The organism is Cellulomonas sp. P2_B4, from assembly GCF_056404795.1.
In genome coordinates this window covers 78,476-92,913 of the sequence record NZ_JBFUDI010000012.1, presented here as the reverse complement: position 1 = coordinate 92,913, position 14,438 = coordinate 78,476, and the positions used below count along the sequence as shown (strand labels likewise).

At 74.0% G+C, this 14,438-nt stretch carries 11 protein-coding genes; 9 read left to right on the top strand and 2 right to left on the bottom strand.

Annotated elements, in window-relative coordinates; all coding sequences use genetic code 11:
• Positions 1-16: 16 nt before the first annotated feature.
• The 3 genes from pgsA to AC1DZC_RS17640 all read left to right on the top strand — a co-directional run bounded on the left by pgsA (position 17) and on the right by AC1DZC_RS17640 (position 1,670).
• Positions 17-610: a CDP-diacylglycerol--glycerol-3-phosphate 3-phosphatidyltransferase gene (pgsA, locus tag AC1DZC_RS17650; RefSeq protein WP_477040740.1), complete on the top strand. Its 594-nt coding sequence runs from the start codon at positions 17-19 to the stop codon at positions 608-610.
• A gap of 4 nt (positions 611-614) precedes the next feature.
• Positions 615-1,088: a CinA family protein gene (locus AC1DZC_RS17645; protein WP_477040741.1), complete on the top strand. Its 474-nt coding sequence runs from the start codon at positions 615-617 to the stop codon at positions 1,086-1,088.
• 240 nt (positions 1,089-1,328) lie between these two features.
• Complete coding sequence (locus AC1DZC_RS17640) at positions 1,329-1,670, top strand: helix-turn-helix domain-containing protein (RefSeq protein ID WP_477040742.1); 342 nt, start codon at positions 1,329-1,331, stop codon at positions 1,668-1,670.
• 308 nt (positions 1,671-1,978) lie between these two features.
• Here AC1DZC_RS17640 and AC1DZC_RS17635 read toward each other — a convergent pair whose 3' ends face one another.
• Both AC1DZC_RS17635 and AC1DZC_RS17630 read right to left on the bottom strand, forming a co-directional pair.
• The gene (locus AC1DZC_RS17635; RefSeq protein ID WP_477040743.1) at positions 1,979-2,743 is read right to left on the bottom strand and encodes a DNA-formamidopyrimidine glycosylase family protein; all 765 of its coding nucleotides are present in this window, start codon (positions 2,741-2,743) and stop codon (positions 1,979-1,981) included.
• 81 nt (positions 2,744-2,824) lie between these two features.
• The gene (locus AC1DZC_RS17630) at positions 2,825-7,681 is read right to left on the bottom strand and encodes an ATP-dependent helicase (RefSeq protein ID WP_477044173.1); all 4,857 of its coding nucleotides are present in this window, start codon (positions 7,679-7,681) and stop codon (positions 2,825-2,827) included.
• 89 nt (positions 7,682-7,770) lie between these two features.
• On the opposite strand from AC1DZC_RS17630, the gene AC1DZC_RS17625 reads away from it, so the two are divergent.
• The 6 genes from AC1DZC_RS17625 to rny all read left to right on the top strand — a co-directional run bounded on the left by AC1DZC_RS17625 (position 7,771) and on the right by rny (position 14,435).
• A complete protein-coding gene (locus AC1DZC_RS17625; protein WP_477040745.1) occupies positions 7,771-8,004 on the top strand; it encodes a DUF3046 domain-containing protein in 234 nt (77 codons plus the stop codon).
• Positions 8,005-8,018: 14 nt separating this feature from the next.
• Positions 8,019-10,097 carry an alkaline phosphatase family protein gene (locus tag AC1DZC_RS17620; protein ID WP_477044172.1) on the top strand — a complete coding sequence of 693 codons (2,079 nt, stop codon included), beginning with the start codon at positions 8,019-8,021 and terminating at the stop codon, positions 10,095-10,097.
• Entirely contained in the window at positions 10,094-10,861 is a 768-nt protein-coding gene (locus tag AC1DZC_RS17615; RefSeq protein WP_477040747.1) for an MBL fold metallo-hydrolase, read from the top strand. Before AC1DZC_RS17620 ends, AC1DZC_RS17615 begins: the two co-directional genes overlap by 4 nt.
• Positions 10,862-11,075: 214 nt before the next feature.
• Positions 11,076-12,116 carry a recombinase RecA gene (gene recA, locus AC1DZC_RS17610; protein WP_477040748.1) on the top strand — a complete coding sequence of 347 codons (1,041 nt, stop codon included), beginning with the start codon at positions 11,076-11,078 and terminating at the stop codon, positions 12,114-12,116.
• A gap of 98 nt (positions 12,117-12,214) precedes the next feature.
• Positions 12,215-12,706, top strand: a complete 492-nt coding sequence (locus AC1DZC_RS17605; protein WP_477044171.1) for a regulatory protein RecX — start codon at positions 12,215-12,217, stop codon at positions 12,704-12,706.
• 226 nt (positions 12,707-12,932) lie between these two features.
• On the top strand, positions 12,933-14,435 hold the full coding sequence (gene rny, locus AC1DZC_RS17600; protein ID WP_477044170.1) for a ribonuclease Y: 1,503 nt from the start codon (positions 12,933-12,935) through the stop codon (positions 14,433-14,435).
• The last annotated feature ends 3 nt before the right edge of the window (positions 14,436-14,438 follow it).

Sequence of the window (14,438 nt, the reverse complement as noted above, 5' to 3'; positions counted from 1 at the left end):
CACCTAGGCTGTCCGGGTGGTCGACGCCGTGCCCTCCGCCTGGAACCTGGCAAACACGCTCACGGTGCTGCGCATCGCGCTGGTGCCGTTTTTCGCGTGGGCGCTCCTGTCCGACGGCGGTGACAGCACCAGCGGGCGCCTGATCGCGACGGCGATCTTCGTCGTCGCCGCCGCGACCGACCTGGTCGACGGCTGGCTCGCCCGCAGGTCCTCCTCCGTCACCGACCTCGGCAAGATCCTCGACCCGATCGCGGACAAGCTCCTCGTCGGGACCGCCCTCGTGCTGCTGTCCTGGCTCGGCGACCTGCCCTGGTGGGTCACCGTGGTGATCCTGGTGCGCGAGATCGGCATCACGGTGATGCGGTTCTTCCTGCTGCGCTACGTGGTCCTGCCCGCCTCCCGCGGGGGCAAGCTCAAGACCATGCTGCAGTCCGTCGCGATCGGCCTGTACCTCCTGCCGCTCGACGTGCTCCCGGAGTGGATCACCTGGGCGGCGATCGGGTTCATGGCGGCCGCGCTCGTCGTGACCGTCGTGACCGGCATCGACTACGTGCGGGCCGCGATCCAGATCCGCCGGACCGCGAGCCGGCCGCCCTACGCGGGCCTCTGACCTCATGGCCACCGCTGCCGACGTGCTGGCGGCCCTGCGCTCGCGCGGGTGGAGCATCGCGGTCGCCGAGTCGCTCACCGGTGGGCTCGTCTGCGCGGCCCTCGTCGACGTGCCCGGGGCGTCCGCGAACCTGCGCGGCGGTGTCGTGTCGTACGCGACCGACCTCAAGGGCACGCTGCTCGGCGTCGACGCGGGGCTGCTCGCCGCACGCGGTGCCGTCGACCCGGAGGTCGCACGGCAGATGGCTGACGGGGTGCGCGCACGGCTCGGCGCCGACGTCGGGCTGGCGACCACCGGCGTCGCGGGGCCCGATCCGCAGGACGGCCACCCGCCCGGCACCGTCCACGTCGCGGTCGCGACCCCGGACGACGTCACCGTCCGCTCGTTGCAGCTGTCCGGTGACCGCGCCGCGATCCGCGCGGGCACGGTCGACGCGGTCCTGGGGCTCGCCGCCGAATTGCTGGGGCACGAAGGGTGAACCTGAGAGCGTCATCAGCCGATGAGGTAGGTAGGCGGGAACATGACGCCCCCGCCCGTCGTTGCAAGGACCGTGATGAGCACTCGACCTCCGGCGCGTAGGACTGCTTCGCGTGTCGGCGGTGCACGGTACGGTGGAGTTCTTCCGGCAAAGGGACAGCCGGGAGCCGTGGTTCCTGGTCCGCAGAGGATCCAGGCGCCCGGTGTGGGAGAGACACGTGACGCGAGAGGGGGAGCCCGGATGGTTGTACTCCGTCGAGAGATCGGCGACGTGCTGCGGGACGCGCGACAGCGCCAGGGGCGCACCCTGCGTGAGGTGTCGTCGGCGGCCCGCGTCTCGCTCGGTTACCTGAGCGAGGTGGAGCGGGGTCAGAAGGAAGCGTCCTCGGAGCTGCTGAACAGCATCTGTGAGGCGCTGGACGTCCCCATGTCGCTCGTCCTGCGTGAGGTCAGCGACCGTGTTGCCGTCGCCGAGGGTCTGCTGATCCCCGACACGGTTCCCGCGGACCTGGCGGCGTCGGTGGCCGGTGCCACCGATGGCGGTTGGGCGCGGTCGCGGTCGGAGCTCGCAGCGATCGGCTGATCTGCCCGGGCCACGCGTCAGCGCGGCCTTGGACGCTCGGCTCACTGCGGTGCACGGATGCCCGCGCGTCCCTCGGGATGCGCCGGCGCGGAGTGCCGCCCCAACGCATCTGCGCGCGCCACACGGATAGCGCGCCACACAGCTCGGACGGCCCGTGGACCTCGGTCCACGGGCCGTTCTGCGTCCGTCGCTGGGCGGAACCGCGCCCCGAGCGTCGCTCCGGCTCGAGCTGCAGGAACTCACGGACGAAGCCCCGACGGTGAGGGAGCTCCGCGCGGCTGCTCCGCGCCCTGCTCAGCGTCCGCATCTCAGCTCGCCGGCGCCGGCTGGCAGCGGGGGCAGTAGAAGATCGGCCGCTCCATCGGCGGCTTGCGGGCCTGGCCGACCGCGATCGGGGTGCCGCACCGCAAGCATGGGCGTCGCAGCCGGCCGTGGACCCGCTCGGGGGGCCGGCCGCTCGCCACGGACTGCTGCAGCTGTCGGCGCGCGACCGCGAGCAGCCGGGACGGGTCGGCGACGGCGTCCGCGGGGGTCCAAGGCCAGATCCGCTCGGCGAACAGCGACTCCGCGGAGAAGATCGTGCCGATGCCCGCGACGACCTGCTGGTCGAGCAGGACCTCGGCGACGGGCGTCGATCCCCGTGCGGACCACCGGCGCAGGGCCTCGTCGACGTCGACGGTCTCGCCGAGCAGGTCGGGACCGAGATGCCCGATGACCGTGTGCTCGTCGCGGGTGCGCACCACGTCGAGCATCCCGAGGTGGTGCCCGACCGCGGTCCACCGCTCGGTGGCCAGCACGGCGCGGACCTGCGGCGACCGTGCTGCCGCCTGCGGTGACCCGGTCGCCTGGACGCGCCAGTAGCCGTCCATCCGCAGGTGCGTGTGCAGCGTTCGGCCGTCGTCGAACCGCGTCAGCAGGTGCTTGCCGTAGGAGCGCGTGCCCAGGACGGTCGTGCCGACGAGGTCGACGGTCGCGGCCGTGGGCCACCGCAGGTCCGAGCGCACCACGACGTGGCCGGTCAGGGCGAGGTCGAGGCGCTGGGCCGTCCTGCGCAGGACGTCACCCTCGGGCACGGTCGCCCGCTGACGTCGCTGCGGGCCTCGCTGTCGCCGGTGTGGGCGTCACGTCCGTCCCCGTGGCGTTGGCTGTCGCCGTCACGACTGGCCCGGCAGGCGCAGCCCGCGCGGGGTCGGGGCGAACCCGGCCGCGACCAGGGCCCGCCCCACGCTCCCGTGCAGCGCGCCGCCGCCGAGCACGTCGATCCCGTCGACCCTCGAGATGGTGAGGCGTCCGGCGTGCCGGGTGCGGGCGGTGACCGCGAGCCCGTCGGCGGCGGCGAGCAGGATCGCGTCGTCGGGCGAGAACGAGAGCACCGTGCGACCGCCGCGCTCCAGGTATAGCACGAGCGCTCCGTCGACGAGCACGACGAGCGCGCCGCCCTTGCGGCCGGGCCGGTGCCCCCCGTCCGTGGTGGCGGCGGGCCAGGGCAGCGAGGCGCCGTACGGGTTGGCCGGGTCGGTGGCGGCCAGCACGACGACGAGCGGCTCGGGGTGGTCGTCCGGGTCGGCCGCACGGTCCACCACCTGGGCGTCGACGCGCAGCCGGTCGACGGCGCCGGGGAGCGCGAACTGCGAACCGCCGAGGCGCTCGACGAAGTACCCGCGCCGGACCTGACCGCCCTGCTCGAGCGCCGAGAGCACCTTGTAGACGTCCCCGAACTGCGCCCCGATGCCCTCGGCCGGTGCGACCGCACGGGTGAGGATCCCGTGCCGGTCGAGCAGCTGGGCGGCGAGCGCGTGGGCCCGCAGGGTCGGGTCCGCCTCGCGCGTCGGCAGCAGCGACCACCGTCCACCACCCGCGGCGAGCGCGGTGCCGCGGGACGACCCGACGTCCGACGCGCCGCCGACCCGCACGGCCGCACGCAGACCGAGCCGGGGCCGCAGCGCACGCCCGCGCGGCGCAGGCGACCGGGTCTTGTGGGCCGTCGTGCCGGTGCCCAGCCAGGCGCGCAGCGGCGCCAGGCCGTCGTTGGTGACGTGCCCCGTCCACACGAGGTCCCAGACCGCCGTCGCGACGTCCACCTGCGTCGGCGGCTCCTCGAGCAGCTCGCGGACGCGATCGGTGAGGGCGCCCAGGAACCAGGCACCGCCGCCGGCCAGGGCGGTCAGGACGGCCTGCTGGAGGTCGTCGTGGACCGCGGCGTCCGCTCCGAGGGGCGGCAGCGTCAGGTCCGCGACCGCGGCGGGATGCAGAGAGACGAGCCCGTCGTGACCGGCCAGGGCGCCGTGCCCCGCCCACACCACCTCACCGGCGGCCGTGAGCTCGTCGAGCATGGCCGGGACGTAGTCGGGCACGCGGGCGGGCAGCACGTGGGTCTCGAGGGCCGAGGCGGGCAGCACCGAGCCCGCGAGCTGCTCCACCACCCGGGCGACGCCGTCGACGCCGCGCAGGGATCCGGTCGCCGACGCTCGGGCCGAGCGACCGACGGGGTGCACGCCCTGCCACCGCGGCAGGAAGACGCCGAGCGCCTGCGGGGCGACCGGCTCCACCTCGGCGCGCAGCGCGGCCAGTGACCGCCGACGCAGCTGGCGCAGCACGTCGGCGTCGCAGAACTCGTCGCCCGTCCCGCCCAGCACGTCGGGACGGAGTCGGCCCTGGACCAGGACGCCGGTGCGTTCGAGCCGCCGCAGGGCGTCCGTGACGATCGCGACGCCCCAGCCGAACCGGGCGGCCGCCGATGCCGCGGTGAACGGCCCGCGCGTGCGGGCATGGCGCCGGAGCAGGTCGCCGACCGGGTCGGGCACGAGCTCGGTGAACACCTCGGGCACCCCGACCGGCAGCGCGACGCCGAGCGCGTCCCGGAGTCTTCCGGCGTCCTCGACGGCCGCCCACTGCTCGGCCCGCTCGGGCGGCACGCCCCCGAGCCGGACGCGGATGAGCCGACGGGTTCCCTCGAGCGACGCCAGCCAGTCCGTCACCTGGGCGACGACCGCCGGCTGCACACGCTCGGCGACCTCGTCGGCGGTGAGCGGCCCGTGCCGGCGCACCACGTCGGCGACCTGCTCGAGCGTGCCCGCCTGCCGCTCGGGCGCCCGTCCGCTCAGCTCCGCCTCGGTGCGCACGACGGCGTCGGGGTCCAGGAGGTCGGCCAGCTGGGACTCGCCGCCCTGCCCGAGCAGCTCGGCGAGCAGGGTCGGGTCGAGCGTGAGCGCCGCGGCCCTCCGCTCGGCCAGGGGCGCGTCGCCGTCGTACAGGAACTGCGCGGTGTAGCCGAACAGCAGGGACTGCGCAAAGGGGGACGGCTGCGTCGTGGTCACCTCGACCACCCGGACACGACGCGCCACGACGTCCCGCATGAGCGCGGTCAGCGCGTCGGTGTCGAAGTCGTCCTGGAGGCACTCGCGGACGGCCTCGAGCAGGATCGGGAAGTCCGGGTACTCGGAGGCGACCGACAGCAGCTGCGCGGACCGCTGCCGCTGCTGCCACAGCGGGGTCCGGCGGTCGGGGCGGCGGCGGGGCAGCAGCAGCGCCCGGCTGGCCGCCTCCCGGAACCGCGCGCCGAACATGGCCGACGACCCGAGCTCGGTGCGCACGGAGTCGAGCACCTCGTCGGGGTCGAGCAGCAGGTCCGCGAGGTCGATCGCCGGCCCGGACGGGTCCGCCCACGGGTCGTCGTTGCCGAGGCCGCCGCCGAAGGACGAGCCCGGATCGAGCATGTCCGGCAAGCGAAGGACGATCCCGTCGTCGGAGTGCATCGCGGCCGCGTCGACGCCGTACTTCTCGCGCAGCCGCGCGCCGATGACGATGGCCCACGGAGCGTGCACACGGGCGCCGTAGGGCGAGTGCACGACGACCCGCCAGTCGCCCAGCTCGTCGCGGAACCGCTCGACCACGAGCGTGGTGTCCGACGGCACCTCGCCGGTCGCGGCCTGCTGCTCGGTCAGGTACGTCAGCAGGTTGTCGGCCGCCCAGGCGTCCAGCCCGGCGGCCTCGACGCGCCCGCGGGCGTCGTCGGACCCGAGGACCTCGCGGACCCAGCCACCCATGGCGCGACCGAGCTCCGCGGGCCTGCCGGGCGCGTCGCCCTTCCAGAACGGCAGCCTCCCGGGGACGCCGGGCGCGGGCGTGACGAGCACGCGGTCGGGCGTGATGTCGTCGATGCGCCAGGTGCTCGACCCGAGCGTGAACATGTCGCCGACGCGCGACTCGTAGACCATCTCCTCGTCGAGCTCGCCCACCCGCTTCCCGCCGCGCACGGCGCCGCCGCTGCGCTCCGCGTCGACCGGGACGTCGCTCGTCGTCGCACCGCCGGCCAGGAAGACGCCGTACATGCCCCGGTCCGGGATGGTCCCGCCGCTGGTCACGGCGAGGCGCAGCGACCCGGGGCGCCCGCGCAGGACGTCGGTGATCCGGTCCCAGACGAGCCGCGGACGCAGCTCGGCGAACTCCTCGCTCGGGTAGCGGCCCGCGAGCATGTCGAGCACCGCGCGCAGAGTCGCCTCGCCCAGGCCCGAGAACGGCGCCGCACGACGCACCACGGTCGACAGCTCGTCGAGCGACCAGTCCTCGACCGCGACCATCGCCACGATCTGCTGCGCGAGCACGTCCAGGGGGTTGCGCGGCACGCGCAGGGGCTCGAGCGTCCCGGTGCGCATCCGCTCGGCGGTGACCGCCGCCGCGACGAGCTCGCCGCGGAACGTCGGGAACACCACCCCGCGCGACACCGCCCCGACCTGGTGCCCGGCGCGGCCGATCCGCTGCAGCCCGCTGGCGACCGAGGGCGGCGACCCGACCTGCACGACGAGGTCGATCGCGCCCATGTCGATGCCGAGCTCCAGCGAGCTCGTCGCGACCACGGCCGGCAGGTTGCCGGCCTTGAGCTCGGACTCGGTCCGGGTCCGCTCGGCCCTGCTCATCGACCCGTGGTGCGCGCGGGCCAGGATGGTCGCGGCGTCCCGGGTGTCGATGCCGACCGCGGTGCCGGACTGGCCGGGGACGGCCGCCGCGTGCACGGAGCCGTGGTCCGGGACGTCCTGGCCGAGGCGCTCCGTCCAGACCTCGTTCATCCGGGCGGTCAGGCGCTCGGCGCCGCGCCGGGAGTTGGTGAAGACGAGCGTCGAGCGGTGCGCGGCGACCAGGTCGACGACGCGCTCCTCGACGTGCGGCCAGATCGACGGCCGCACGAGGGGTGCGTCGGCGCTGCCCGCGAGGTCGAGGTCGGGCAGCGTGCCGGCCGCGCGCAGGTCGGCCAGGTCCGGCACCGGGACCACGACGTCGACGACGATCTTCTTGGTCGAGGGCGGCTGCACGACGACGACCTCGCGCCCCCCGTCCTGCTGCGTGCGCGCGCCGCCCAGGAACTCCGCGACCGCCTCGACGGGCTGGACCGTGGCCGAGAGCCCGATCCGCTGCGCCGGTCCGGGTCCACCAGGGCGGTCCAGCAGCGCGTCCAGACGTTCGAGCGAGAGCGCCAGGTGCGCGCCGCGCTTCGTCGCCGCCACGGCGTGGATCTCGTCGAGGATGACCGTGCGGACCCCGGCAAGACCGGCGCGCGCACCCGACGTCAGCACGAGGTACAGCGACTCGGGCGTCGTGATGAGGATGTCCGGCGGCTTCGTCGCGAAGGCCCGACGCTCGTTGGGGGGTGTGTCGCCGGTGCGGATGCCCACCGTGACGTCGGGGAGCGTGGCGCCCAGGCGCTGCGCCGCCTGCCGGATGCCGACGAGGGGGGAGCGCAGGTTCCGCTCGACGTCCGTGGCCAGGGCCTTGAGCGGCGACACGTACAGCACGCGGCACCGCTCGACGGGGTCGTCCACCGGGGGGCCCGTGAGCAGCCCGTCGACGGCCCAGAGGAACGCAGCGAGCGTCTTGCCCGATCCGGTCGGGGCGACCACGAGCGCGTGGTCGCCGCCGGCGACGGCCGCCCACGCCCCGAGCTGCGCGGCCGTGGGCTCGGCGAAGGCGCCCGTGAACCACGTCCTGGTCGGGTCCGAGAATCGCTGCAGCACCACGGGGTCATTGTGTCCGTAGGCACCGACACCCGACAGTTCTCATCAGACGGGGGACCGCCGACTCCTGCGCAGGTGGCAGGCTGTGCCTCGTGAGGTATCGCGAGTTCTGGCAGCTGGTGGACGAGGTCCTGGGCACTGCGCACGGGCGCGAGCTCACGCGTGAGCTGGTGCTCGGTGGGCTCGGCCAGCGCACGGCGGTGCAGGCGCTCGAGGACAACGAGGAACCTCGCAACGTCTGGCACGCCCTCTGCGACGAGCTCGAGATACCCGAGAACGCACGCTGGGGGGCGGACGCCCGCCGCCCGGCGCCACCCCGGTCCTAGGAGAGACACCGACGATGACGTCCCCGACAGGCCGGCGCATCCGCGCATGGGTGCCGACCCTGCAAGACATCGGCGAAGCCGTCCTCACGCTCGCGACGACGACGCTGGGCCTCGCCGTCGCGGTGTGGCTCATCGACGGCGTGCGGTCGGACAACCCGGGATCGATCGTGCTGGCCGCGGTGGTCGTCGCCGTCGGCGACCTCCTGCTGGGCGGGCCGCTGCGGTTCCTCGCGCGACGAGGCAGCGCCGTCCTGGCGCTGGGCCTGGGGCTGCTCGCGCAGATCGCGGTGCTCTGGCTGGCCCTGGGTCTGGTCCCCGGCATCGTCGCCGACAACGTCTGGGACGTCGTCGGGGTCCTGCTCGTCACCGCGGTCGTGATGGCCGTCGGCCGATGGATCATGGGCGCGAACGACAGCGACTACGTGATCGCCGTCGTCGTGCGCCGTGCCCGCCGTCAGGCGCGCCGCAAGGGCATCGTCCAGCCGGGTGACGGGGCGCCGCGCGAGGCCGGGATGCTCGTCGTCCAGCTCGACGGCGTCGCCGCACCGGTGCTGCGGGAGGCCATCGAGGCCGGGCTCGCGCCGAACATCCAGCGCTGGATCACGGACGGCAACCACGTGCTCGAGGACTGGTGGGCGCGCATCCCGTCGACCACGCCCGCGAGCCAGGCGGGGCTGCTGCACGGCGACTCCGGGCAGATCCCCGCGTTCCGCTGGTGGGACCGCGACCTCGGCCGCCTCGTCGTGACGAACCATCCGGAGGACGCCGCGCTCGTCGAGCAGCGGCTGACCACGGGCAAGGGCCTCCTCGCGGGCGGCGGCTCGGCCATCTCGACGATGTTCTCCGGGGACGCCGCGACGGCGTACGTCGTGATGAGCCGGTCGCGCACCAAGGGTCCGGACGGTGGCCTCGGCCCCGGTCCGGCCTACGTGCGGTTCTTCGCCAGCCCGTTCGTGCTCGCACGCGCCCTGACGGTCTCCGTCGGGGAGATGTTCAAGGAGCTCTACCAGGCCCGTCGGCAGAAGGTGCGCGACGTGCAGCCCCGCATCTCCCGGGCCGGCTGGTACGTCATCCTGCGCGGCATCAGCAACGTCCTGCTGCGCGACCTGAACACCTCCCTGGTGGCCGAGGCGCTGCTGCGCGGGGACCCGACGATCTACGTGGACCTCGTCGACTACGACGAGATCGCCCACCACGCCGGGCCGACGCGACCGGAGTCGCTGCGCTCGCTGGAGGGTCTCGACCGGGTGCTCGGCACGCTCGAGCGCGTGATCGCCGTGGCGCCGCGCGACTACGAGATCGTCGTCCTGTCCGACCACGGCCAGGCCCTGGGCGCGACCTACGAGCAGCTGGGCGGTGAGACGCTCCTCGACACCGTCCGCACGCTCATGGCGGAGCCCGGTGCCGACGGCGTCGACAGCGGGACCGGTGAGGACTGGGGACCGCTGAACGCGCTGGTCAACAGCGCGCTGAACCTCTCCGGCAAGACGACGGCCGTGCTCGGCCCCGACCAGGGACGCCCGAAGCAGCAGGATGCCGACGACCTGCCCGACGTGGTCACCGTGGGCTCGGGCAACCTCGGCCTCGTCTGGTTCCCGCAGGTGCCGCAGCGGCTCACCCTGGAGGACTTCCAGGAGCGCTGGCCGGGCCTCGTCACCGGGCTGGCGGCCCGGCCGGGGGTGGGCGTCGTCGTCGTCGACACCGCGGACCGTGGGCTCGTCGCGATCGGGCCCCGGGGGCTCGTCCTGCTCGAGCAGGACGACGCCGAGCCCGAGGGCGAGGACCCGCTCCTGCCGTACGGCCCGCGCGGTCGTCCGGACCTGATGCGCGCCGCGCGGCTGCCGCACACCGGCGACCTGCTGCTCATCTCCACGGTCGGCGAGACCGGGCACGTGCACGCGTTCGAGGGGCAGGTCGGCTCGCACGGCGGCATCGGCGGGGCGCAGAACCACGCGTTCCTGCTGCACCCGACGCGCTGGGCGATGGACGACGAGCTGCGCGAGCCGGTGGGCGACGACGAGATCCTGGTGGGTGCCGAGTCCGTGCACGAGCAGCTGATCCGGTGGGCGGCGGCGCAGGGCCTGCGCCCGTGACGCTGCGACTCCGCTGGCTGGGGCACGCGAGCACGGTGCTCGATCTCGACGGGGTGCGGATCCTGACCGACCCCCTGCTCCTGCGGCACGCCGGGCTCCTGCGGCGTCGTGGTGCGGCCCCGCGGGCGACGGACTGGGCGGGCCCGGCCGCGGTGCTGCTCTCGCACCTGCACCACGACCACGCCGAGCTCGGGTCGCTGCGCCGGCTGCCGGGCGTGCCCGTGCTGACCGCCCCGGCGAACGCGCACTGGCTGCGCCTGCGCGGCATCGAGGGCGCGACCGGGCTCACGGACCACGACTGGTGGGACGTGCCGGGGTCGCAGGTCCGCGTCCGGCTGGTGCAGGCCGTGCACGTCCACCGGCCGATGCCGCACCGCCCGAACGCGGTGAACGGCTTCCTGGTGGCCACCCCGACGTACCGGATCTGGTTCGCCGGGGACACCTCGCCGTACGCGGCGATGGCCGACCTGCCGGCCCTGGCGGGAGGACCGATCGACCTGGCGCTGATCCCGGTGGGTGGCTGGGGGCCGCGCCTCTCGGGCGGGCACATGGACCCGGTCCAGGCCGCGCGCGCCTGCGTGACGGTGGGGGTCCGTGCGGCCGTCCCGGTGCACTGGGGGACGCTGCACGCCCCGGTCTCGCGACGACTGCCGCCGGGCTGGATGGACCGCGCCGGGCCCGCGTTCGCGCACGCCGCCGCGCGCGTCGCTCCGGGCCTGGACGTGCGCGTGGTGATGCCGGGGGAGCAGCTGGAGCTGTCCTGAGGTCCAGTTTCCGACACGCCCGGCGTGTCGGGTGCACTCGAACATCTGTTCGGTATGGTGAGTCCTGCGAGCGACCGAGCCGTCCACAGCCCCGCCGGAACGCGGGGACGAGGGTGGCCCGGTCGAGATGTCGGTGGTCGGACATAGCGTCGCTCGTGACAAGGACCAGCCCCCGTACCGCAGCACGAGCTGCTCGAGACAGACGAGGTCGGACATGCCCGCACCACAGGATCGCGAAAAGGCCCTCGAGGCAGCACTGAGCCAGATCGACCGCCAGTTCGGCAAGGGATCGATCATGCGCCTCGGCGACGACGGGCGTGCCCCGGTCGAGGTCATCCCCACCGGCTCCATCGCGCTGGACGTCGCGCTCGGCATCGGCGGGCTGCCCCGGGGCCGCGTCGTGGAGATCTACGGCCCGGAGTCCTCGGGCAAGACGACGGTGGCCCTGCACGCGGTCGCCAACGCACAGCGCGCCGGCGGTATCGCGGCGTTCATCGACGCCGAGCACGCGCTGGACCCCGAGTACGCCAAGAAGCTCGGCGTGGACACGGACGCGCTGCTGGTCTCGCAGCCGGACACCGGCGAGCAGGCGCTCGAGATCATGGACATGCTCATCCGCTCCGGCGCCATCGACATCGTCGTCATCGACTCGGTCGCGGCCCTCGTGCCCAAGGCCGAGATCGAGGGCGAGATGGGCGACAGCCACGTCGGTCTGCAGGCGCGGCTCATGTCGCAGGCGCTGCGCAAGATCACCGGTGCGCTCAGCCAGTCCGGCACCACGGCCATCTTCATCAACCAGCTGCGCGAGAAGATCGGTGTGTTCTTCGGCTCGCCCGAGACCACGACCGGTGGCAAGGCGCTCAAGTTCTACGCCTCGGTCCGCCTGGACATCCGCCGCATCGAGACCCTCAAGGAGGGCACGGAGGCGGTCGGCAACCGGACGCGCGTGAAGGTCGTCAAGAACAAGATGGCGCCGCCCTTCAAGCAGGCGGAGTTCGACATCCTCTACGGCGTCGGCATCTCCCGCGAGGGCAGCCTGATCGACATGGGCGTGGAGCACGGCTTCGTGCGCAAGTCGGGTGCCTGGTACACGTACGAGGGTGACCAGCTGGGGCAGGGCAAGGAGAATGCCCGCGCGTTCCTCAAGGACAACCCGGACCTGGCCAACGAGCTCGACAAGAAGATCAAGGAGAAGCTCGGCATCGGCGCACGGATCGACGCACCGGCCGACGCTCCGGCGCCTGTCGACTTCTGAGACGCATGACCTTCCAGAGCGGCCGACGGGGGCGACGCGGCGACGAGCCGCCCTCGTCCGGTGCCGCCTCTCTGGATGCCGAGCCGGATCAGGAGTCCGTGGCGCGAGCGATCGCGCTGCGGCTCCTGACCGGGGCGGCGCGCAGCAGGGCACAGCTCGCCGACGCCATGGCGCGCAAGGACGTCCCCGAGGCTGTGGCCGAGAAGGTGCTCGACCGGTTCATCGAGGTCGGGCTGATCGACGACGAGGAGTTCGCGCGGATGCTCGTGCGCACCCGTCACGCCGAGCGGGGACTGTCCCGCCGGGCCATCGCGGTGGAGCTGCGCCGCAAGGGGATCGACGACGAGCTGGCCGGCGCCGCGCTCGAGGAGGTCGACAGCGACGACGAGGAGATCGCCGCGCGAGCACTCGTGAGGCGCAAGCTCGCGGCGACGTCGTCGCTCGACGCGCAGACGCGTGCCCGGCGCACGTTCGCCGCCCTCGGGCGCAAGGGGTACCCGCCCGGACTCGTGTCCCGGCTGGTGCGTGAGGAACTCGCCCTCGTCGGTGCTGCGGACGACGATCTGGACGGTCCCGACCCGACGTCCTGAGGAGGTCCGCGACCCCGGACGGTCGTGGCCCCCGACGTGTCGGGCGTCGTCGTCCAGCTGCGCGGCCGGGCACACGGAACCCTCGATCCGCCCGAGAAGTCCGGAATCATGCGGTCCGCCCCGGGTGGCGTTTCGTCATATCCGCCTCGGACCTGGGCGAGAATGGCTGTCGGCATACGCACCGCCGCGGTGCAGCGTGCACGGCGAACGACCGGAGGATGACTCAGTGGACGACCCAGGCGCACTGGCCACCGTCGTCGGCCTGCTCGGAGCGTGCCTGGTCGCCCTGGTCCTGGTCCTGGTGGCTCGTCGCGAGGCGGGTCTCCAGCGCACCCGCGCGGCCGAGGACGTGGCGGCGATCAAGGACGAAGCCCGTGCGCTCCTGGCGGACGCGGAGCGCCGGGACCACCGGATCGCCGAGCGCGAGCAGAAGCTCGCCGCCGACCGCGCCGAGATCGACGAGCTGCAGCGCACGACGCGTGCGCGCGCCGAGGCCGTCGCCGTCGAGCAGCGTGAGGCGGAGCGGCTGCGCGCCGAGGTCGACCGGGAGGTCGCCGAGAGGCTCGCCGGCGCCGACCGCGCTGCACGCGCCGAGCTCGAGTCGGTCTCCGGGCTGACCGCGGAGGACGCTCGCGCCGAGCTCACGCAGCGGATCACCGCGCAGGCGGAGAACGACGCCGCCGCGCAGGTCCGTCGCACCGAGGCGCAGGCCCGCCGGACGGCCGAGGCGCGGGCACGCCGGGTCGTCACCACGGCCGTGCAGCGCCTCGCCGTCGCCACGAGCTCGCAGGCAGCGATCACCGTGCTGCCGCTGCCGTCGGACGAGATGAAAGGCCGGATCATCGGCAAGGAGGGCCGCAACATCCGGTCCTTCGAGGCCCTCACCGGCGTCAACGTCCTCGTGGACGACCAGCCCGACTCCGTGGTGCTCTCCTGCTACGACCCGGAGCGCCGCGAGGTCGCGCAGGTGGCGCTCGAGGCGCTCATGGAGGACGGCCGGATCCACCCGCAGCGCATCGAGCAGGCCTACGCCGAGGCCCTGGCGAGCGCCGAGGAACGCACGGAGTCGGCGGGCCACGACGCCGCCGAGCGGGTCGGCATCTCCGGCCTGCACCCCACCCTCATCCAGACGCTGGGGCGACTCCGGCTGCGCACGTCGTACGGGCAGAACGTGCTCGAGCACCTGGTCGAGACCAGTCTCCTGGCGGCCGCGCTGGCCGCGGAGGTCGGGGCCGACGTCGAGGTCACCCGGCGCGGTGCCTTCCTGCACGACCTGGGCAAGGCGCTGACCTCGGAGGTGCCGGGGACGCACGCGGCGGTCGGTGCCGACCTCGCGCGGCGGCACGGCGAGTCGGCGGCCGTGGTGAACGCGATCGCCGCGCACCACGACGAGGTCCCTCCGGAGACGATCGAGGCGGTGCTGGTGCAGGTCGCCGACGCGATCTCCGCGGCCCGCCCCGGTGCGCGTCGCGAGGAGCTCGACCAGTACGTCGAGCGGATCGACAAGCTCGAGCAGCTGGTCGCTGCCCACGCCGGCGTACGCCGGGCGCTCGCGATGTCGGCGGGCCGTGAGGTGCGGGTCGTCGTCGAGCCGTCGGAGGTGGACGACTACGCGCTCCCGCAGCTCGCGGTGGCCATCGCCCGGCACATCGAGTCCGACCTGGCCTATCCGGGCGAGATCAAGGTGACGGTCATCCGCGAGATCCGCGCGAGCGCGACCGCGGGCTGACAC

What these genes read in the sequence shown, in the direction of transcription:
- AC1DZC_RS17645 (WP_477040741.1), top strand. Translation starts at nt 615, where the DNA reads ATGGCCACCGCTGCCGACGTGCTGGCGGCCCTGCGCTCGCGCGGGTGG.
- AC1DZC_RS17640 (WP_477040742.1), top strand. Translation starts at nt 1,329, where the DNA reads ATGGTTGTACTCCGTCGAGAGATCGGCGACGTGCTGCGGGACGCGCGA.
- AC1DZC_RS17620 (WP_477044172.1), top strand. Translation starts at nt 8,019, where the DNA reads ATGACGTCCCCGACAGGCCGGCGCATCCGCGCATGGGTGCCGACCCTG.
- recA (WP_477040748.1), top strand. Translation starts at nt 11,076, where the DNA reads ATGCCCGCACCACAGGATCGCGAAAAGGCCCTCGAGGCAGCACTGAGC.